The sequence below is a fragment of the Thermococcus sp. LS2 genome (assembly GCF_012027375.1).
Lineage (GTDB): Archaea > Methanobacteriota_B > Thermococci > Thermococcales > Thermococcaceae > Thermococcus_B.
On the sequence record NZ_SNUI01000001.1, the window covers coordinates 124,771 to 145,480 of the forward strand.

20 protein-coding genes and 1 pseudogene are annotated in these 20,710 nt (G+C 40.8%); 10 read left to right on the forward strand and 11 right to left on the reverse strand.

Features of this window, described 5'->3' with window-relative positions; translation table 11 throughout:
• Positions 1–55: 55 nt before the first annotated feature.
• From E3E24_RS00690 to E3E24_RS00700, 3 genes are all read left to right on the forward strand, one after another.
• Positions 56–1,678 (forward strand): iron ABC transporter permease, encoded by a 1,623-nt coding sequence (locus E3E24_RS00690; RefSeq protein ID WP_167886194.1) that lies wholly within the window; start codon positions 56–58, stop codon positions 1,676–1,678.
• Positions 1,672–2,673 carry an ABC transporter ATP-binding protein gene (locus E3E24_RS00695; RefSeq protein ID WP_167886195.1) on the forward strand — a complete coding sequence of 334 codons (1,002 nt, stop codon included), beginning with the start codon at positions 1,672–1,674 and terminating at the stop codon, positions 2,671–2,673. Before E3E24_RS00690 ends, E3E24_RS00695 begins: the two co-directional genes overlap by 7 nt.
• 148 nt (positions 2,674–2,821) lie before the next feature.
• On the forward strand, positions 2,822–4,186 hold the full coding sequence (locus tag E3E24_RS00700; RefSeq protein WP_167886196.1) for an NCS2 family permease: 1,365 nt from the start codon (positions 2,822–2,824) through the stop codon (positions 4,184–4,186).
• Here the strand turns inward: E3E24_RS00700 and E3E24_RS00705 are convergent.
• Positions 4,136–4,615: a metal-dependent transcriptional regulator gene (locus tag E3E24_RS00705; RefSeq protein WP_167886197.1), complete on the reverse strand. Its 480-nt coding sequence runs from the start codon at positions 4,613–4,615 to the stop codon at positions 4,136–4,138. The two genes, E3E24_RS00700 and E3E24_RS00705, sit on opposite strands and share 51 nt — an antisense overlap.
• A 97-nt stretch (positions 4,616–4,712) precedes the next feature.
• Between E3E24_RS00705 and E3E24_RS00710 the strand changes: the two genes are divergently transcribed.
• Entirely contained in the window at positions 4,713–5,303 is a 591-nt protein-coding gene (locus E3E24_RS00710; protein ID WP_167886198.1) for a hypothetical protein, read from the forward strand.
• Complete coding sequence (locus E3E24_RS00715; RefSeq protein WP_167886199.1) at positions 5,300–5,869, forward strand: aldolase; 570 nt, start codon at positions 5,300–5,302, stop codon at positions 5,867–5,869. The genes E3E24_RS00710 and E3E24_RS00715 overlap by 4 nt, the downstream gene beginning before the upstream one ends.
• Before the next feature lie 16 nt (positions 5,870–5,885).
• Here E3E24_RS00715 and E3E24_RS00720 read toward each other — a convergent pair whose 3' ends face one another.
• Both E3E24_RS00720 and cobO read right to left on the reverse strand, forming a co-directional pair.
• The gene (locus tag E3E24_RS00720; RefSeq protein ID WP_013467885.1) at positions 5,886–6,146 is read right to left on the reverse strand and encodes a UPF0147 family protein; all 261 of its coding nucleotides are present in this window, start codon (positions 6,144–6,146) and stop codon (positions 5,886–5,888) included.
• 88 nt (positions 6,147–6,234) lie between these two features.
• Positions 6,235–6,768 carry a cob(I)yrinic acid a,c-diamide adenosyltransferase gene (cobO, locus tag E3E24_RS00725; RefSeq protein WP_167886200.1) on the reverse strand — a complete coding sequence of 178 codons (534 nt, stop codon included), beginning with the start codon at positions 6,766–6,768 and terminating at the stop codon, positions 6,235–6,237.
• A 94-nt stretch (positions 6,769–6,862) separates the two neighbouring features.
• Between cobO and E3E24_RS00730 the strand changes: the two genes are divergently transcribed.
• The 3 genes and pseudogenes from E3E24_RS00730 to E3E24_RS00735 all read left to right on the forward strand — a co-directional run bounded on the left by E3E24_RS00730 (position 6,863) and on the right by E3E24_RS00735 (position 8,950).
• Positions 6,863–7,948, forward strand: coding sequence for a P1 family peptidase (locus tag E3E24_RS00730; protein ID WP_167886201.1), 1,086 nt, complete (start codon positions 6,863–6,865; stop codon positions 7,946–7,948).
• Positions 7,945–8,070 (forward strand): hypothetical protein, encoded by a 126-nt coding sequence (locus E3E24_RS12945; RefSeq protein WP_255454040.1) that lies wholly within the window; start codon positions 7,945–7,947, stop codon positions 8,068–8,070. The genes E3E24_RS00730 and E3E24_RS12945 overlap by 4 nt, the downstream gene beginning before the upstream one ends.
• 183 nt (positions 8,071–8,253) lie before the next feature.
• Positions 8,254–8,950 (forward strand): annotated as a pseudogene (locus E3E24_RS00735) (ThiF family adenylyltransferase).
• Positions 8,951–8,995: 45 nt separating this feature from the next.
• Here the strand turns inward: E3E24_RS00735 and E3E24_RS00740 are convergent.
• From E3E24_RS00740 to E3E24_RS00755, 4 genes are read right to left on the reverse strand one after another with little or no spacing between them, the layout of a single operon-like run.
• The gene (locus E3E24_RS00740; protein ID WP_167886202.1) at positions 8,996–9,844 is read right to left on the reverse strand and encodes a deoxyribonuclease IV; all 849 of its coding nucleotides are present in this window, start codon (positions 9,842–9,844) and stop codon (positions 8,996–8,998) included.
• 42 nt (positions 9,845–9,886) lie between these two features.
• Positions 9,887–10,957: a hypothetical protein gene (locus E3E24_RS00745; protein WP_167886203.1), complete on the reverse strand. Its 1,071-nt coding sequence runs from the start codon at positions 10,955–10,957 to the stop codon at positions 9,887–9,889.
• Positions 10,926–12,050 (reverse strand): DUF373 family protein, encoded by a 1,125-nt coding sequence (locus tag E3E24_RS00750; RefSeq protein ID WP_206204972.1) that lies wholly within the window; start codon positions 12,048–12,050, stop codon positions 10,926–10,928. The genes E3E24_RS00745 and E3E24_RS00750 overlap by 32 nt, the downstream gene beginning before the upstream one ends.
• An 18-nt stretch (positions 12,051–12,068) precedes the next feature.
• Positions 12,069–12,371, reverse strand: a complete 303-nt coding sequence (locus E3E24_RS00755) for an MTH1187 family thiamine-binding protein (RefSeq protein WP_167886204.1) — start codon at positions 12,369–12,371, stop codon at positions 12,069–12,071.
• Positions 12,372–12,465: 94 nt separating this feature from the next.
• Between E3E24_RS00755 and E3E24_RS00760 the strand changes: the two genes are divergently transcribed.
• Positions 12,466–13,092 (forward strand): TIGR00296 family protein, encoded by a 627-nt coding sequence (locus E3E24_RS00760; protein WP_167886482.1) that lies wholly within the window; start codon positions 12,466–12,468, stop codon positions 13,090–13,092.
• Between the two features lies 1 nt (position 13,093).
• Here E3E24_RS00760 and E3E24_RS00765 read toward each other — a convergent pair whose 3' ends face one another.
• Positions 13,094–14,449, reverse strand: a complete 1,356-nt coding sequence (locus tag E3E24_RS00765) for an RsmB/NOP family class I SAM-dependent RNA methyltransferase (RefSeq protein ID WP_167915500.1) — start codon at positions 14,447–14,449, stop codon at positions 13,094–13,096.
• Between the two features lie 82 nt (positions 14,450–14,531).
• On the opposite strand from E3E24_RS00765, the gene E3E24_RS00770 reads away from it, so the two are divergent.
• Positions 14,532–18,476 carry a DNA polymerase domain-containing protein gene (locus tag E3E24_RS00770; protein WP_167915501.1) on the forward strand — a complete coding sequence of 1,315 codons (3,945 nt, stop codon included), beginning with the start codon at positions 14,532–14,534 and terminating at the stop codon, positions 18,474–18,476.
• A 52-nt stretch (positions 18,477–18,528) separates the two neighbouring features.
• Here the strand turns inward: E3E24_RS00770 and E3E24_RS00775 are convergent, their stop codons facing one another.
• The 3 genes from E3E24_RS00775 to E3E24_RS00785 are packed head-to-tail and all read right to left on the reverse strand — an operon-like array spanning position 18,529 to position 20,702.
• On the reverse strand, positions 18,529–19,224 hold the full coding sequence (locus E3E24_RS00775; RefSeq protein ID WP_167886207.1) for an HAD family hydrolase: 696 nt from the start codon (positions 19,222–19,224) through the stop codon (positions 18,529–18,531).
• Positions 19,221–20,225 carry a DUF3226 domain-containing protein gene (locus E3E24_RS00780; protein WP_167886208.1) on the reverse strand — a complete coding sequence of 335 codons (1,005 nt, stop codon included), beginning with the start codon at positions 20,223–20,225 and terminating at the stop codon, positions 19,221–19,223. The genes E3E24_RS00775 and E3E24_RS00780 overlap by 4 nt, the downstream gene beginning before the upstream one ends.
• A complete protein-coding gene (locus E3E24_RS00785) occupies positions 20,226–20,702 on the reverse strand; it encodes a DUF2391 family protein (protein ID WP_167886209.1) in 477 nt (158 codons plus the stop codon).
• Positions 20,703–20,710: the final 8 nt, after the last annotated feature.

The following is a 20,710-nucleotide window of genomic DNA, read 5'->3' on the forward strand; positions in this document are numbered from 1 at the left end:
GTTAAACGCTTTGTGCTAATCAAAGTTTATAAAAGAGCAAAACCAATTTTTGAGCATGAGAACAAAGCTCATCCTGATAATCCCGATAACATTCCTAATCCTCTTTTTCTACCTCCCCCTCATCAGCATAATCCATGAAGGGCTCTGGGACAATGGATTCACACTCAAATACCTCAAAGCTGTTCTCTCAAACAGCTATCACCGAAGAATAATCCTTTTTACCATTGAACAAGCTTTAGCCTCAACTTTGCTCACTTTAGCTTTGGGTCTGCCTGGAGCTTACATCTTTGCAAAATATGACTTTCCAGGAAAGAGTTTTGTAAAGGCAATTCTCACTGTTCCCTTCGTGATGCCAAGCATAATGGTCGCTCTTGGTTTTATCCTACTCTTTGGAAAGCAGGGCTTCTTTACACAGCTCATTGGAAGGGATTTGGAAATCCTCTACTCTTGGAAAGCCATTTTAATAGCTCATGCCTTCTACAACTTTCCCGTCGTAGTCCGAATGGTCTCCTCCCTTTGGCAACGCATAAATCCCCATTATGAAGAAGTCGCAATGAGCCTTGGAGCTAAGAGATTCACGCTTTTTAGAAAAGTTACTTTGCCAATGCTTTTGCCCGGAATCTTCGCATCCTCAATGCTTACCTTTATCTTCTGCTTCCTGAGTTTCTCTATTCCACTGATTTTAGGAGGTTACAAGTACGCCACAATTGAAGTCGACATCTTTACCTCAATCATGACTCTGCTGGATTTCAAAGTCGGCTCTGCCTTGGCTATAATTCAAATCACCCTAAGCTTTGCATTCATGTACATCTACATTAAAAGCCTCGACATGTATGCGAAAGCTGAGGAGCAGCGAATTTTTAGAAAACCTCAAAAGCTGACGTTAAGAGAACTGGCGAGCTTAAAAGGTTTATTAATTGGAATTTACTCCCTGGTTGTATTCATCTTCATAATCTCACCCCTCCTAGCAGTCCTTTATGACTCCCTAATTTTCCAAGGCAAATTCAGCCTTGAGTGGTATAGGAGAGTATTCAGTGCAAAATACAACCCAATCTTTGGAGCTAACACTCTAATTGCAATCAAAAACTCGCTCCTTTTCGGGTTTTCAGCTGTTTTGCTCTCGACAACAATCGCTTTAATCATAGCCTATGCCTTACATAGATGGCAGTTTAAAGGCAAAAATGTCTTTGAGGCTCTGGTAATGCTACCCCTCGGCTCTTCGGCCATAACTCTTGGTTTGGGTTACATAAGAACCTTCCACAAGCCCCCGCTTGAGCTTCTTGGCACTTGGTACATCATTGTTTTTGCCCACACAATCATAGCTTATCCTTTCGTTTTAAGAGCAATCTCGGCCGTGCTGAAAAAGATAAAGCCAAATCTAAAAGAAGCAGCATTGAGCTTAGGAGCAAAAGAGTGGCAAGCTTTTCTTAAAGTTGAGTTGCCTTTGGCTTTGGGAGGAATTATTGTCGGTGCAATTTTTGCTTTTGCAATCAGCATAGCGGAGCTGGGAGCAACATACATGCTTTATCAACCTGAATACACGACAATAACTATAGCAGTCTATAGATTCTTGAGTGCAAGACAGTGGGGAAGTGCATCTGCTCTATCTGTCATTTTGATGATTGTCTCAGCAGTGAGCTTTATGATAATTGAGAGGATTGGTGAGGAGATATGGTGAGCGTTGAGCTTAGAGAAATCCTCAAGATACTTGGAGATTTCAGGCTTGAAATAAAAGGCTTAAAAGCTAAGGAAGGAGAATTTCTGACGCTTCTCGGTCCTTCTGGATGTGGAAAGACAACGACTCTTAGAATAATAGCCGGTTTTGAAAAGCCAGACAGAGGCGAAGTTCTATTTAACAGCAAAGTCATGAATGAAATTCCACCATATGAGAGGAATATCGGGATAGTTTTCCAAGACTATGCACTCTTCCCACACATGACTGTTTTTAAGAACATTGCTTTTGGTTTAGAGCTCAGAAAGCTCCCAAGAGAAGAGATAGAGAAAAAAGTCCGCTGGGCCCTAAAGTTGGTCGGCTTGGAAGGATTTGAGAACCGCTATCCAGAGCAACTCAGCGGAGGACAACAGCAGAGAGTCGCACTTGCGAGAGCTTTGGTAATTGAGCCAGAAGTTCTGCTTTTAGATGAACCATTGAGCAATCTCGATGCAAAGATTAGGGAGCGCTTAAGAGGGGAAATAAAGCGCATTCAAAAGGAGCTGAGCATAACAACGATTTACGTTACTCATGATCAAGAAGAAGCGATGGCAATAAGCGACAGAATCGCAGTGATGAACGATGGAAGAATTGAACAAGTGGGAAAGCCACTGGAACTCTATTATAATCCAAAAACAGAGTTCGTTGCAAAGTTTTTAGGATTGTCAAATATTCTTGAGCTTGAAGCTGAAAACGGAAAAGCTTGTCTCGGAAAGCTGTGCTTCAATGTTGGCAGAGAAGGAAAAGTAAGGGTATTCTTCAGACCTGAGAGTGTTTACATAACTGAAGGAGATTTCGCTGAAATTGTTAACTATGAACTATTGCCCGGAAGGATAAGATTGAGGCTTTCCATTGAAGGAAAAGAGATAATAGCTGAGCGCTTTTTAGATGAGCTACCCTTTAGAGTTGAAAATATTCCAAAAAGAGTTGGTGTGCAAGTAAAATCATTTGCTCTCCTCTGATTCCCGTACTCAATATCTTTCTATCACTGCTCTATCATTTACACATTATTCCTCTGCTTCATTGTTTGACATTTTTTTGTTGAAAAACTTTAAATATTTTGCCGATTTTCAACAAATTGATGCAAATTAATAGCTCAAGGTGATTTGGATGGACGCTGTTAGAGATGTAGAGATTGGAGTGAAGAGGAACAAAAACTGGTTTGAAGAGTACTTTGATTTCGCTCACCACAACACTGACCTCAGAACAGAGATTTTAGCTGGAATAACAACCTTCATGACCATGGCCTACATCCTCTTCGTTAACCCAGCGATCTTAAGCGATGCTATTGGTAAAGACGCAATTCCTTCATTAGTCACAGCAACAGCCCTTTCAGCTGGTCTAGCAACTATCCTCATGGGTCTATACGCAAAGAAGCCATTTGCATTAGCTCCGGGAATGGGACTCAATGCTTACTTTACATATGGTGTCGTAAAAGGAATGGGTTACTCATGGCAAGTGGCTTTGGCTGCCGTTTTTGTGGAGGGTTTAATATTCATTGCACTAACCCTTACAAAAGTGAGAAGCGCTATTATACACGCAATTCCACTCTCACAGAAATACGCAATTGGTGCTGGAATTGGTCTGTTCCTAACAATCATCGGAATGCAAGAGGCTGGTTTTGTTGTTGATAGTCCCGCTACATTGATAACTTTCGGCGCTCAGAACGTTGCAAAGCCAGAGTTCTGGTTAGCTTTGTTCGGCCTCTTTTTGGCAGCAGTCCTCATCTCAAGAGGCATCAAAGGGGCTTTGCTAATCTCAATCCTTACAACAACAGTAATTGGAATTGCTCTCGGAATCACACCGGCTCCTGATAAGTTATTTGCAATGCCAACACTCAGCCACACATTCCTCCAAATGGATTTGAAAGGTCTCTTAAGTGTTGGAGCTATTGGTGTTGTCTTTGCATTCTTCATGGTGGACTTCTTCGATACATTGGGCACAATTACTGGATTAAGTGCGAAAGCTGGCTTCCTGACAAAGGATGGAAAAGTCCCAGATGCTGAGAAGGTTTTGCTAACAGATGCAATAGGAACAACAGTTGGTGCTGTCTTGGGAACATCAACAGTCACAACATACATTGAAAGTGCAGCGGGTATAGAAGAGGGCGGAAGAACAGGAATGACAGCTCTAGTCACTGGAGCACTGTTCTTAGTTGTGGGTCTCTTCATTTCACCAATAGCAAGTGTTATTCCAGCCTACGCAACAGCGCCTGCTTTAATTATAGTCGGCTACTACATGCTGAGCGCCATTAAAGGAGTTGACTTCAGCGACCCAACAGAAGCGATTCCAGCATTCCTGGTTCTCGTTACAATCCCATTCACATACTCAATAGCAGATGGAATAGGCATGGGTTTCATAAGCTATGCAATCATAAAAACATTAAGCGGAAGATACAAAGAAGTGCACCCACTACTATACATCTTAGCTGGTGTGTTTGTCCTTTACTTCCTCTATCTTGGAGGTGTCCTTTGATTTTTCTTCCTTTTCTATATGCTCCTTTATGAACTGCTTGATTACATAAGGACACTGCTCTTGAATGTACTTTGCAAATTCTCTGATTCTCTCTGCTGTAATCTCGTGGACATAGTGCTCGAATTGACAGGCATCCTCTTCAGCTATCTCTGGAGGAATGCCGAGGATGTTTATAAAAAACTCTGTCAGCAGCAAATGCTTAGAATAAGTCTTTTCTGCAATTTCTCTTCCTTTTTCAGTTAGCAAAATTCTATCATACTTCTCATACTCCACCAAGCCTTTCTCACTGAGCTTTTTAAGAGCATCAACGACACTTGGAGGCCTTACCCTAAGCTTTTTGGCAATATCCTTAACCCTAATTACACCCTTTTTCTTATAAAGCAGATACATTGCCTCGAGATATTCCTCCTCCCTTTTGCTAATCTCCACTGAACTCACCTAAATTAGATTTACCTAAAGAATTTAAGTGCTTTTTGGTAACGCAGAGATTAAAAACTCCAAAGCAAAACTCCAAATGGTGGTGTGTATGAAAGTTTATGAACCGCTGATGCTGGCAATGCCGTTAGCAAAATGGATGGGCGAGTTTATAATTGAAAACAAAAAGCTCCCCACAGGAGATGATGTGAGAAAGTTCTTGATAGAGAACAACCTTGAGGAGATTTGTTTAGATGAAGGATTAGTTCTCCACAGGGGAAAATTCGTTCTAACATTAACTTTCCCAGCAAAAGAACATATAATCGTTGACATAATCTCATCAAGCGGAGAGTTAAGCGATGCCCTTGAGATAATAGCTTACCATGACAGAAAACTTGAAGCTTATGTTATTGAAATCATTCCAGCAAATGAACTTGAATTTGAGGGTAATATCGGGCTTGAGCCAGTAATTATTGATGATAAGAGCTTTGAGCTAAAGAGCTATCCTGTTCTTGGGCATTTTGAGGAAGAAAAAGATGGAGTGTTTCTGATTATTGACAGCAGGACATATCAAAGATGGGAGGAGAGCGGAAAACTTGACATCTGCCCAATATGCGGTGCTGAGGGATTGGCATGGAGGAGAAATGAAGCTTACTGCGATTCTTGTGGATTTGGAATTAAAGTTAAGGAGGAGAAGCAATGAGCCAGCTCATAAAATCTATCCTCGTCAAGTATTCACGCTTAGCGCATGAAAGAGGGCTAACTGCAGCTTTTGGCGGAAATCTGAGCATCCTCTTTAATGGAAAAATCTTCATAAAAGCTACTGGGGCTGTTATGGACACCATGACAGAGCAGCAAGTGGCAGTTATTGACTTGAATGGAAAGCAAATCTCAGCTGTTAAGCCTTCATCAGAATGGAGGCTTCACTTGTTTATTTACCGCGAAAGAGAAGATATCAGGGCAATAGCTCATCTTCACCCCCCATACTCCATTGTTGCCTCAACCATTTTGAAGGGAGAACTACCGATAATAACCCCAGAAGCAGAAATCTACCTCAAGAAAATCCCAATTGCAGAGTTTAAGCCAGCAGGGAGTGAAGAACTCGCAAGGGAAGTTGCAAAATACATCAAAAAGTATGATGCCGTTTTAATGGAGAGACACGGAATTGTTACAGTGGGAAAAAGCCTAAGGGAAGCGTTCTACAAGGCGGAGCTCGTTGAAGAAAGTGCAAAGCTGTGGTATTTGACTAGAGGAGAGAGCAAAAGGTGAGCGTAAAAAACAAAATTCACTGAATCTGCTCTAGAGCACCTAAAACTTCCCAAATTATGGTCCTTGTGTGGAGAGGCATGTTTGGATCTTCACTAATCTCCTCAAGAATTGCAATGGCATCGGCTGCCCTAACAGCGGGCTCTTTACTTCTATCCATCAAGTGCTCAATTGCCTCCTCAGCGGCCCTTCTAATATTTCTTGGAACGATTGTGTCCTGAACAACTTGTTCCTTAAGAACTTGTATAATCTGGTTTATTCTCTCCTCGACATCGCTCATTTGCATCACCCCCTTTTACTAAGAATTAGTAACTAAAATTTTCCAGTGGTATATTGCACTTTTGTAACTAAAAAGTTTTCGGTTGGAATCAATACTCAACACCCTTTCTAGCTGTAATTCCTTTTTGATATGGGTGTTTTATTTCCCTCATCTCAGTCACATAGTCTGCTAGCTCAAAGAGCTCTTCTGGACAGTAGCGACCCGTTAAAACAAGCTCAGTATTTGGAGCCTTGCTTTTTATCAACTCCTTGACTTCCTCAACATCAAGCATTCCAAAGCCAAGAGCAACGCATATTTCATCCAAAACCACCAAATCCCACTCACCGCTTTTAACAACCTCCCTAGCCCTTTCCAGAGCTCTCTTTACTGCCTGAATATCATCCTCCTCTGGTTTTCCATGAACAAACTTTGGCAGACCGTAGGATTCTATCACATAACCACACTTTTCAGCCATGAAGTACTCCCCATAAACCTTCGGAGCCTTCATGAATTGAATTATGATCACTTTACCACCATTACCAAGCATCCTCAAAGCCAAACCTAAAGCAGCAGTAGTTTTTCCCTTCCCATTACCCGTGTATACGTGAACCAAACCAAGCTTTTTCTTCCAGCTTTCACTCATTTAAATCACCAAAAATAGTTCGCTTTGGAGTATTTATCCATTTTTGTGAAAGAGTTTTTAATTCATCAATGCTTGATACAATTAGGTGTTTACAATGAAAGCTCCAGACTTGGGAATTAAAATTGGATTTTACGAGCATGGAAAAAGAAACTCAATCGCTGATGTTAAAGGCATTAAAGTTGGCCATGTAACCCTAATTAAAGGAGAGGGAAAGCTCATCCCTGGAAAAGGCCCAGTTAGAACAGGAGTCACTGTTATTCTGCCACATGAGGGGAACATCTTCAAAGAAAAGCTCTTGGCGAATGTCTTTGTAATGAATGGCTATGCAAAGCCCGTAGGATTAACTCAAATTAGAGAACTCGGCACAATTGAAACTCCCATAGCTTTGACAAATACTTTAAGCGTTTATACTGTTGCCGATGCTCTAACTGATTACATGCTTGAGCAGAATGAAGATATAGGGGTTACAACTGGTTCAGTTAATCCCGTCGTTTTAGAGTGCAACGATTCCTATTTGAACGACCTCAGAGGAAAGCATGTGAAAAAAGAGCACGTATTTGAGGCAATAAAAAATGCAAGCGAGGACTTTGAGGAAGGTTCAGTTGGAGCAGGAACAGGGATGAGCTCCTTTGAATTTAAGGGTGGAATAGGTTCTTCTTCAAGAGTCGTTGAGATCGAAGGCAAGAAATACACGGTAGGTGCTTTGGTTTTGAACAATTTTGGAAAGAGAGAAGATTTAACAATTGCTGGAGTTCCTGTCGGCTGGGAGCTTAGAGATTACCCGGGAAGAGGGAAGCCGAGCAAAGGGAGCATCATAATGATCCTCGCAACAGATGCTCCGCTGACAGCGAGACAGCTCTACAGATTAGCCAAGAGAGCAGTGGTTGGTTTAGCAAGGACTGGAGGCTATGCCTATCATGGAAGCGGTGACATAGCCCTGGCATTTTCAACAGCTCAAAGGATAAAGCACTATCAAAGAGAGGAGTTTGAAATAAAAATGCTCCCTGATGCAAGGCTTAACAGATTATTCAAAGCTGCTGCTGAAGCAACGGAGGAAGCGATAATCAACTCTCTGCTCCAAGCAAAGACAATGACTGGAAGAGATAACCATATACGCTATGCCCTCCCCCATGATAAGCTAATTGAAATCATGAAAAAGTACGGGAGATTAGAAAAGTGAACTTCATACTCTACGCAATCTCTGCTGCAGTGCTTATAACAGTCCTCTATGCAATGGAGAAAAGAAAAGAGCTTTCAGAATTCACAAACAGAATTTTAAAGCTAGTGTTCAAGCTTGATTGATTTCTACAAACCCTTATATACAAAGACATCCCATTATTTCATAGGGAGACTAATCGTAAAGGGAGACTACGTAAATTTAATTTCTTCTTATTTGGTATTCCTTGAAATGAGATTAAGATTAAATATAAACATTGGCAGAGATTACATCAAGTGCTTCAATTTTGAAACTAGCGATATTGATTGATGCTGTCTCTGCTTCTGAAGGTGAGAAAATTGATTAATAGTGAGAGATATAAGCGAGAGATCGAAGTAATTGGAGCTAAAACTTAGAGAAGCTCAAAAATTCTAAAGTAGCAATAGTAGGCATTGGAGGATTAGGTTCTCCTGTAGCTTATTACTTAGCTGCTATGGGGATAGACCCGATGCCAGCAATTTAGACCGGCAGATACTCCACTGGGAAGAAGACGTGGATACGGTGCCTAAAGTAATTTCAGCCAAATGGAAGCTTCAAAGATTCAATTCTGGGATAAAAATAGAGATATTTGTCGGAAGATTAACAAAAGAGAATATAAACGAAGTTTTGAAAGGAGTAGATGTAGTAGTGGATTGTGTTGACAATTTCGAGACTAGTTACCTCTTAGATGATTATATTGAAGAAAATTCTATTCCTTTAGTTCATGCGGCTGTCAGTGGCTTTTATGGGCAGATTACAACAATAATCCCCGAAGAAACTGAAAGTTTAAGGGAAATATTCCCAAATCCTCCAGCCGAGAAAAATGAAAAATCCCCACTGTTTGGACCAGTAGCAGGAATTGTAGGGACAATTGAAGCAGCTGAAGTTATAAAAATCATAACTGGGTGCGGTATGCTATTAAAGAACAAGCTTTTTATAATAGATTTGGCCAACAATTCCTTTGAAGTTATCAATCTCGAGGGGTAACCACGTTTTTTCATTTTTTGAGAGTATGATATAAAAGAAGAAGCCTCAAACTCTTATCTGCTCATATTTTTTCTTCATCAAAATTGCATCCCCCTCAATATTGGGACTTTCACTTATAACAACACCCTTCACTTTGAACTCTTTTAGTACTTTAAGCAAATCCTCCCACCTCAAGTCACTCTCCTGAAGGTTCAAATGATGCTTTTCGCCCTTCTCTGTATAGTGAATTCCGCTTATGTGGATGTGCATGTTGTCTAAAGCCTCTCTTCCAAGTTCTTGTTCAATCAGAGCAAGCATTTCCCGCCACTCTTCTGTTGTGTTAAGTTTTCCTTTGTGTCTTGCATGTGCGTGTGCAAAGTCTATAGCCGGCAATACCATCTCCACATCTTGGCTCAGCTTTATCAGCTCCCTGAGCTCACCAAACTGGGTTGGCTTTCCAGTGAGTTCTGGTCTTATCCAAATCTCTATTCCCTTGTCTTGGAGCTGCTTGACAATGTCCTTAATTTCATTTTTAACCTTCTCATACACAGTCTCTGGAGGCTGTTTTAGATAATAGCCAGCATGAAACACAACGCTCCAGCCACCAGCCTCATGCAAACGTTCAGCACTCTGAATAATCCTCTTCTTGCTTGCCTCAACCTTGCTTTTCTCTGCAGCGTTGAGGTTTATGTAGTAGGGAGCATGAGCCGTTAAAAGGACATCGTGCTTCTGAGCAACATACTTTATCTTCTTTGCCATTTCAGGGGAGATATTTACCCCTCTCACAAACTCAAGCTCCATTGCATCTAAGCCAAGCTCCCTAACTCGCTGAATTCCAGTGATAGTTGAGGGTTTTGGTGTTGAGAGCGGAATCCCAGCTGTTCCAAACCTTAATCTATCTATCCTAATCTTCATCCCTCACCACCAATAGAAAATTAGGCTTCCCTAATTATAAATTTATGGTCTATCTATGCTTGTGTTTAGAATTTTCTCGAGTTTTGAGAGCGATTCGTTCAGTTCCTTCTCAAGCTCAAGCAACTTCTCCTTTAACTTCTTAATTCTCGCTTCTTTCTCAAGAATGCGCTTTTTAATCCTTTCAATTTCATCCTCAATTTCTTTCTTTTCTTGAAGAATTTCCTCTCTCTTATTCTCAAGTCCCTCTAACTTTTTCTTTCTCTCCTGAATTTCCTTAGATTTAGACTCCAAATTCTCAATAATCCAATCTGCAGTTTGCTTATATTTTCCTTCTAGCCGTCCTCTAATTTTAATCAAGAAGCTTAGGAACTCTTCTGGATGTTCGATTCCATACGAACTGTCCTTTAGAATTTCATTAGCTGTTTTTTCACCCGTACGCATTCTCTTTATTGGTTTCTGAAGCTTTGAAATCTTCGAACGGATTTCAATCTCATCTTTTGCAATTGAGGATTTGAGAATTTTAATCTCAGATTCAATTTCTTCAAGTTCTCTCTCCAGCTCAGCTGTTTTAGATTTAAGCTCTCTCTCCTTCTTTTCTAACTCAGCTTTCAGTGACTTTAATCCTTCTTCTTCAGTTTCAAGTTGCTTTTTAGTGATTTCAATATTGCTCAAAATAGAATCTATTTCAATTGGTTCAATGCTGATTTCAGCTGCTCTCTTAATGTACTCCGCGTAATCTTCAGAAACTTCCTTTAAGAGCTTGTTTATTGCATAGATTTCTTTCTCAAAAACTAGGAGTAAATATTTCCCATGAGATACATGCAGCTTAGAAAGCTCGGGAAGAAATCTGCCTAGTTCATCAACACTTTCAATTCTCTCAAGCGTTCTCCTCAGCGTTTCAACATAACTCTTCCTCTCCCCCTCTACAACTTTCCTAATTCTTCCATCAATTTTCCTTGGAATTTCCTTCTGTTCAAGTTTTTCAAGATTTTTCAAGATCTCATACCTCTTTTTCAAAAATTTAGACGTATATTCCTCTTTGAGCTTCTTTTGCTCTTCTTCAGTTTTCCGTTTCTTTTTTTCATACTCCTTCAGGGCTCTTTCCAATTTCAATTTTCTCCCATCCTTTAACTTTCTCTCTAAGATAGATACCAATTAAGGTTCCAATAATAACATCAGCTATCGCAATCACAACTTTTCTGAAGAACTGCAGCAGATACGGTGATATCGTGGACATTGCATAAAGAGTCGTCAAGTCAATGGTAATCCAGAGAGCTGGGAGTAAAAGCAGACCTGTAATGTAGTACCAGATGTGAGAGTCCTTCCTCAGATATGCTTGCAGAATCTTTCCCAACACCATCACACCTAACCCAATGACAAATGGAGTTTTTAGTATGTTCAGATAAAGCAGAACAGCAATCAGCTGAGTTCCTGGCAAGCCACCGAGCTTCTCTATTGCTATGTACTCCAGATTGAGGTATGCATTTATGGCACCAGCAATCATTATAAGCAAGCCTGCTATAACTGATATGAACTCAATGAAGCCTTTTGTTATGGTTTCTTTTAAGGAAATATGTATTCTAAATCCCTTCATGAAGAAGTAGGAACCAACTATGAAGAGAATTGTCCCAGTAACTGTTGCCGAAACAATTTGAGCGCTTTGAGGGTACTTAACCGAGATTAGCCTAGCTGCCCCATAGAGAAGGAGTATCAAACCTGGGATGCCCGGAAAAACTTTAGCAACCTCTGGGTCGCTCAAAATTTCCTTCAAGTACTTGTATATTATATAATAAGTAGTCTCAATGCTCTCACTCTGCTTAACAACAATTCTACGAGAACTTATTATCGGGACTTTTGAAGTTATAATTGGGAAAATCTGCTCATCTTCGGCTCCATCTGTGACGGGAATAACTCCATCAGCTGGAAAAACCTTTAAAACTTCATCAAGCTGTTTGCTTAATTCTAAATCACTCTTTACACCAACATTATGGTGGCCAGTGATAAGAGCAACTTCAACGTCCTCGAATTCACCGCTCCCTTTAAGCTCATCGTAGAGCTTAACAGCAGCATAAACAACGTTGGCATCGCTGTCCTCAGGATCAGCTAAGCTGAGCTTGAGAGCAGCGTCTATACATGCTTCCCGCCCAATAACCGGGCCCTTTACTCCAGCTTTAACACCGAAATCGTCGTCTCTATCAATTGCCAAAACCAAGACCCTAATTTTTTAACCCTCCCGGGCTTTCTCTAATACAGACTTCACTTTGTCTTCCATCTTAACCTTTTTATCTCTTCTGTCATCAATCCGGATTGTTGTTGAAACCCTTTTTGCTCCAAGCTTGAACATGAGCTCATGAGCTTCCTCAATTATTTTAAGACCCTCTGAAACTGTAGGAACTTCAATTATAGTGCCCATAGGTGTCAGTTGATACTTTACACCCTTCTTCTCTAAAAGCTTTACTACTTCAGCAACGTACTTGCTCAGACTAAGCTCTCCAAGTGGTACTATGACAAACTCTATGATTGTCATTTTCGACACCCAACTAAGTTAAGCTCGACAATTTTTTAAGCTTTGCGCAACATCTTAAAATACTTTAACGTTCTAAACAATAGTGGTGGTTGAGATGTACAAAATCAAAGATGAGTGGGGGGAGTTTTTAGTTAAGCTCGCAAGGAAGGCAATTGAGGAGTATTTAAGCTCGGGAAGAGTTATTAAGCCACCAGAGGATACTCCAAAAGAACTCTGGGAAAAGATGGGAGTTTTTGTTACTCTCAATCGTTATGGTGTTCCAAAGCGGTCAGCACTCAGAGGATGTATTGGATTTCCTCTGCCAATTTATCCGCTCGTCGAGGCAACAATAAAGGCAGCTATATATGCCGCTGTTGAAGATCCTCGCTTTCCACCTGTAACGCTGGATGAGATGGACAACATAACCGTTGAGGTGAGCATTCTAACTCCCCCCGAGTTAATTGAGGGACCCCCAGAGGAGAGACCAAAGAAAATTAAAGTTGGAAGAGATGGTCTGATAGTTGAGAAGGGCATTCACTCGGGACTTTTGCTACCTCAAGTCCCTATTGAATGGGGATGGGATGAAGAGGAGTTTTTAGCAGAGACATGCTGGAAAGCTGGCTTGCCTCCAGACTGCTGGCTCGATGAGGATACAAAGGTCTACAAATTCACGGCGGAAATATTTGAGGAAGAATATCCAAGAGGTCCCGTGAAAAGGAAGCCGTTAGTTCCTGAAGAGTAATTCATTCTTTCCTCAATTTTGCAATAAAAAAGCTGTTGCAGTCATGCAGATGAGTCCAAGCTCTAAAAACTTTATCTCCAATATCTAAAAAGCCTCTCTCACCCCAGCTGAACGGATAATTGACCAACTCAAAACCCACCTTGTTTATTGCATATTTAACGTTCTCTTCATTTTCATCAATTCTGATTGAGCAAGTTGAGTAAGTCATCTCTCCACCAACCCTTAGGTTGCGATAAGCATTCCTCAGCATCGCCTTCTGCACTTGGATGACCTTTTTAATCTTCTTCTCGTCAAAGCGCCACTTCACCTCCGGGAACTGCCTGTAAGTGCCCGAACTTGAGCACGGAGCATCAAGGATAATTCTATCAAACTCCTCTTTATCCTTGAACTTCATTCCATCAGCATGAACGAGCTTAACGTTCTTAACTCCCAGAATCTTCATCTTCTCACGCATCTTGTTGAGTCTCTCCAAAGAGTAATCAACAGCTATTATCTCACCAGTATTTTCCATTAAATGAGCAACGTGGAACGTTTTACTTCCAGGAGCCGCTGCCAAATCAAGAATTCTCTCGCCTTTTTCTGGGCTTAAAACATGAGCAACATAAGCTGAGGCTAAGTCTTGAATGACAAAGTAACCCTGCTTGTACCATTCAAGCCTCGTAATTGGGGTCTCGTATTCTAAAATCTTGAGAACGTCATCAACTGGGGTTCTAGCAACTCTAACATCGTGCTCCTCCAAATAATCAGCTAAGCTGTCAATGTCAGTCTTGAGAGGATTCACCCTTACATAGTAGCGCTGAGCCCTGTTATTGCTCAGCATCAGTCTCACTGCATCCTCATAACCGAGCAGCTCGATTGCATATTCAACGTACCATCTTGGATGGGAGAACTTAACACTCAAATACTCAATTCTGTCCTTCTCTTTCAACTTTTTCAAAGCTTTTTCGAGATTAAAATTCTCCACTTCTCTAAGCAAAGCATTCACAAACTTAGCCTTTGACAAATCATACTTCTCCTTAACAACCCTAACAACGGAATCCGTGGCAATTGCTGGGCTTACTCCTTTAAATTTCATTTCAAAAACGCCGATTCTAATTAAATTAGCCAAATAAAGATCCAAATCCTCAATTTTTGAGCCCTTGAGAACAGAGTTCACTATGAAGTCAATTTTTTTCCTCCATTTTTCAATTTCAAATACATAAGCATGAGCTAATCCACGAGCTTTCTCTCTGTCCTTCCCACTAACTCGCTTAAAAACCCTCTCAAGGGCATTTTTTGAAGAGAGTTCACGCTCATCAATTAATGTTAGTATGTCAGCTATGAGCTCGTGAAGAGTTATGCGATAAAACAGCTCCATGCTCTTAGCTTCGATGGAGAGTTTAAAAATTTGGTGGAAAATTTTATCTAAAATGGGCATGTATCTTTAAAAGGGTGGAATTATGATCCTTGACACTGACTACATCACGAAAGATGGAAAGCCAATAATCAGGATTTTCAAGAAGGAAAATGGTGAGTTCAAGATAGAGCTTGATAGGAACTTCCAGCCTTACATTTATGCTCTTCTTGAAAATGATGAGGCAATTGAAGAGGTTAAAAAGATAACAGCAAAGAGAGGAAATAAAACTGTCAGAGTTTTGAAAGCTGAAAAAGTTCAGAAAAAGTTCTTGGGAAGACCAATAGAAGTGTGGAAGCTGATTTTTGAACATCCACAAGATGTCCCAGCAATCAGAGACAAGATAAGGGAGCACCCAAAAGTAATTGACATTTTTGAGTACGACATTCCTTTTGCAAAGCGCTACCTCATTGATAAGGGCTTAATCCCGATGGAAGGAGAGGAAGAGCTCAAGCTTCTTGCCTTTGATATAGAGACATTCTACCATGAAGGAGACCAGTTTGGAGAAGGCGAGATAATAATGATAAGCTACGCTGATGAGAACGAGGCAAAAGTAATAACGTGGAAAAAGATTGACCTGCCATATGTTGAGGTTGTTTCCAGCGAGAGGGAGATGATAAAGCGCTTCATTCAAATTGTCAGAGAGAAAGACCCCGATGTTCTCATAACATACAACGGAGATAATTTTGACTTACCATACCTTCTCAAAAGAGCCCAGAAATTAGGATTACGGCTTTTTATTTCAAGGGATAAGGAGCATCCAGAGCCAAAAATACAAAGAATGGGTGACAGATTCGCTGTTGAGATAAAAGGAAGGATTCATTTTGATCTATTCCCCGTTGTAAGGAGAGCAATAAACCTGCCAACATACACCCTTGAGGCAGTGTATGAGGCAGTTTTAGGTAAGAAGAAGAGCAAACTTGAGGCTGCAGAGATAACTGCAATCTGGGAAAGCGAGGAAGGAATGAAAGAGCTTGCAAAATACTCAATGGAAGACGCCAAAGCAACTTATGAACTGGGTAAAGAGTTCTTCCCTATGGAAGCAGAGTTAGCAAGGTTAATAGGGCAAAGTGTCTGGGATGTTTCTCGCTCATCAACTGGAAACTTGGTTGAGTGGTTTTTACTCAGGATTGCTTATCAGAGAAACGAACTCGCTCCAAATAAGCCGAGCGATGAAGAATACCAGAGAAGATTAAAGACAACATATATTGGTGGCTACGTTAAAGAGCCGGAAAGAGGATTATGGGGAAACATCGTGTATTTGGATTTCAAAGCTCTATACCCCTCAATCATAGTTACGCACAACGTTTCACCCGATACTCTCGAAAAGGAAGGCTGTAAAAACTACGATGTTGCCCCAATTGTTGGTTATCGCTTTTGTAAAGACTTCAAGGGCTTCATACCATCTATACTTGAAGAACTCATCGAAACAAGAACAAAGATAAAGAAGGAAATGAAGGCTACAATTGACCCAGTGAAAAAGAAGATGCTCGATTACAGACAGAAGGCAATTAAGCTTTTAGCAAACAGCATACTTCCAGATGAATGGGTATTTGTACTTGAAAACAATCACCCAAGATTCCTCGGAATTGGAGAGCTTGTCGATAAGATGATAGACGCCAATCCTGAAAAAGTAAAAATAGTTGACGGAAGTGAAGTTCTTGAAGTCTCAGACCTCTGGACGATCTCATTTGATAAAAGTTCCAAAAAAGCCCACCTCTCAAAGATTAAAGCGGTAATAAGACACAGATACAGAGGGAAGGCATATAGGATAAAGCTCAGCTCAGGAAGGAGTATTAAGATAACCCAAGGACACAGCCTGTTCACAGTTAAAGGAAGTGAAATCAAGGAGATAACGGGAGATGAACTTAAAGAAGGAGACGTAATCATTGTTCCCAAGAGGTTCAAGCTCGATGGGAGAGAGATGTTCATAATTCTGCCCCGTCTCTTTGCTTTACTCCCACCCGAAGAGACAGAAGACATAATCCTAACAATTTCCACTAGGGGCAAAAAGAACTTCTTCAGAGGAATGCTCAGAGCCTTGAAGTGGATTTTTGGTGAAGAAGAAAAAAGGATTAGAACGTTCAATCGCTATCTGTCCCATCTTGAAGAACTCGGCTTCGTAAGAGTTAAGCCAAGAGGATTTGAGGTAATTGACTGGGAGAAGTTAAAGAATTACAAAAAGCTCTATGAAATACTGAGTCAAAATGTCAAATACAATGGCAATAAAGGAGAGTACTTCATAAAGTTCAACGATTTGAGGGATGTCATTGAAGCGTTTCCGCCCGAAGAGCTTGCTGAATGGAAGATTGGAACTTTAAACGGCTTCCGCATGAATAGTATAGTCAAGCTTGACAAGGACTTTGCCAGATTTTTGGGATACTACGTGAGCGAAGGCTCAGCAAGGAAGCAGAGAAATCAGACAGGTGGATCCAGCTATACTGTGAGACTCTACAACGAAAATGAAGAAATCCTGAAGGACATGGAACATGTCTCCAAAGTTCTCTTTAGTGAAGTTAAGAAGACCGAGAAATACGTGGAGATTTCAAAGAAAGTGGCATATCTAATCGTCAAAGCTATGTGTGGAATTGGTGCAGAAAATAAAAGAATACCAGAGCCAATCTTCCTTGCACCCGAAGAGATAAGATGGGAGTTTTTGAATGCATATTTCCTCGGCGATGGAGATGTTCATCCAAGCAAAAGACTAAGGCTGTCCACAAAGAGCGAGCTCTTAGCAAATCAGCTTGTGTTTCTGCTCAACAGTCTTGGAATCTCATCAATAAAGCTTGGTTTTGACAGCGGAGTTTACAGAATTTACATCAATGAAGACTTGCCATTCCTGAGAACTGGGAGACAGAAAAACAATTATTACTCAAACCTGATTCCAAAAGAAGTTTTAGAAATAGTGTTTGGAAAGAGGTTCCAGAAGAACATGAGCTTTGCAAAATTCAAAGAGCTCGTTGAAAAAGGAGAGCTTGATTGGGAGAAAGCAAGGCTTATAGAGTGGCTCGTTGAGGGTGATTTAGTGTTAGATAGGGTAGAGAAGGTTGAAGAGTTCAGGTATGATGGATACGTTTATGACCTAAGTGTTGAAAACGATGAAAACTTTTTAGCAGGTTTTGGCTGGCTCTATGCTCACAACAGCTTCTACGGCTATATGGGCTATCCAAAGGCAAGATGGTACTCAAAAGAATGCGCTGAGAGCGTAACAGCATGGGGAAGAACATACATAGAAATGACGATTAAAGAAATAGAGGAAAAATTCGGATTTAAAGTTCTATATGCAGACACAGATGGTCTATATGCCACAATACCCGGCACCAATGCCGAAACTATCAAGAAGAAGGCCAAAGAATTCTTAAAATACATCAACTCTAAACTCCCTGGATTGCTGGAGCTTGAGTATGAAGGATTTTACGTGAGAGGGTTCTTCGTTACAAAGAAGAGGTATGCACTGATAGACGAAGAGGGTAAGATAATCACAAGGGGACTTGAGGTTGTGAGAAGAGACTGGAGCGAGATAGCAAAGGAAACTCAAGCAAAAGTCTTGGAGGCAATTCTGAAAGACGGTAGCATCGAAAAAGCCGTTGAAATAGTCAAGAAAGTAGTCGAGGACTTGGCAAACTACAAAGTTCCACTTGAAAAGCTCGTGATTCACGAACAGATAACAAAAAGTTTAGATGAGTATAAAGCCACTGGACCTCATGTGGCAGTTGCAAAGAGGCTCAAAGCTAAGGGCATTAAAGTGAGACCGGGAATGATAATCAGCTATATAATCCTCAAGGGGGACAAGAAAATCAGCGAAAGGGCAATTCTGTTGAGTGAATATGACCCAAAGAAGCACAAGTACGACCCAGATTATTACATCGAGCACCAAGTTCTGCCAGCAGTTTTGAGGATTTTGGAAGCTTTCGGATATAGGAAGGAGGATTTAAGATATCAGAAGACCAAGCAACTTGGATTAGGAGCTTGGTTGAATATGAGAAAGTGAGGGCAGGGAGAAAGAAATATTCTTTCTACTCTTTTTTACATAAGTTCTCTAACTAGATCTTGATTTTCTCCAAAACCTCCCCTAACTCTCCAGCATTCCTCACCACAAAGCCACTCTCTGCTATCCTTTCGACCTTCTCAGCATCTGGATTAATCCAGACTGCCCACAACCCAGCATTTAAAGCCCCTTCAAAGTCCTCCGCATAGGTGTCGCCTATGTGAAGTGCTTCTTCCGGCTTAACTCCAAAATACTCTAACGGCTTCAGAAAAACTTCTCTCATAGGCTTGTACGCTTTGAGCTCGTCAGAATAAAACTGCTTATCAATAAAGTCCGCCAATCCAAACCTCTCAAGAATTAAACGCGTATAGGCGGAAGGCCAGAACATGACATTGCCCGTTGTGATTATGATTAAACCTCTCTCTTTTGCTGCTTTCAAGCCTTCAACTGCTCTTTTAATGACAATCCTCTCATCAACTCTGAGCGTTGCTTTAGCAGCCGCCCTCTTGATGATTTCAACATCACAGCCAAGCTTTTTCGCAAGGATTTCCTGGCTTTCCTCAAGGGCTTTCTCTGGGTTGCCTCTTTTGCTCTTCCTCAGCTCCTTGATTTTCCCTCTTGCTTCCATGATTTTTTCAAAAACCTCTTTATACTCTTTCTTTGTCAGCTCAGCCAAGGCTTTTGTCAGTTCCTCCAGCATAACGTTGATATCCAAGAGGGTGTTCCAGACATCAAAACTCACAAGCTTCATTCAATCACCTCCGCCAGCTTATCCAAAAGTCCAGCACTACGGAGGATTTCTTCAAGGTTATCCTTCCTCGAACGCATCACAAACATTTCATAGAATCCCTCAAGGTTTCCCCAGAAGCCATAGGAAGCCAAGGCTAAATAAATTACCTCTTTGGGCTTCAGCTTTCTCTTTAAATCAATGCGCAGAATGTTTATTGCCCTTTCAATTTTCCTCAGCACTCCTTGCTTTTCCAGAAGCTTAAGCATCAAATCCTCAACAGTTGGTTTTTTCCATTCCACGCATGGGTGCCTAAAGTGATAACCAATTAAAAGCGGGATTATAACAACATCTCCAACTCTAAAATTCCCTCCCTCTCTTGTGAATTTGAATGAGGAAAGCTTACCCATTATTGATTCCATTACCCTCTCGGCACTCTCATCAATATCAATGGCTAATCCTATCTTGTCAACTTTAAACTCAAAAACGTCCATAGCTTTCAAAAAGTTTCCTAAGTTCCTTATGACTCCAGCGTTGCCTTCACTTGGGATTATTGCTAGAAACTTATCATCCTTTCTCAAAAGTTCAAAGTTATCCCTCTCAAAGATCTTTTCAATTAGTTTCAAATTTTCTGGTGTTGTTCTGCTTTCCTTAAACTCGAATAGCTTTTTGTAAACTGCTTTGAAAAATTTTGAGTCAGTCTTTCCCTCACAGAAGATGACACTGACTTTGGAAAATTCACCAAATGCTGCACCTCTTAGGTCAAAATCGAGGTATTTTCTGAGCTCATAGGCTTCTTTCAAAGTTAAGCTTTTCATTGTATCAGAATACAGGAGCTCTCCACTTTCTGTTCTCTTAAACCGCTCTAAGATAAGGTCAATTAACTCCAAACTCGCTGTAACCACTGTTTCTTCTCCTTCAAGTGAGCCCACAAACTTCTTTAGCTCTTCGCTGTTCTTTCCATACTCTGGGAAAAGTATTGCATCTTCAAAATTCTCATAATGCTTTCCCGTCACAATTCTCATTCACTTCACCATGTCAACAGCTATCGCTCCAATTACAGCAAAAGTGCTTATTATGATGGTCGCGCTTATATACTGAGCCAAAGAAAACTCAGCAAGTCTGTTTATGCCGTATAGGTAAATCAAACCAGCTGAGGTCAGGTATGAAATTAAAACCACTGTTAAAAGGCGTTTTGGTATATGGAACAGCTCTTCCCTTTCAATATTCGAAACTCTTGCCTTTGCTATGAAGAGATAAGCAATTGAGAGGGTCAGAATTAGAATTCCAACTGCTCGTTCCGTGGTTAGAGACTTTGCTATATTCCAAATTTCTTCGGTAAAGAGGAAAGGCAGGGCAAAGGTTAAAGCACCAATGATCTCTTGAGCTATGTCATCCCATCCAAGCTTGTCAGGTCTTTTCTCTAATTTCTTCTCTAACCCATCAATTTGTTCTGAAAGCCTTTTAAACCGCTCATTAAGTTGCTTTAACTCCTCACTCATTTTGCTCA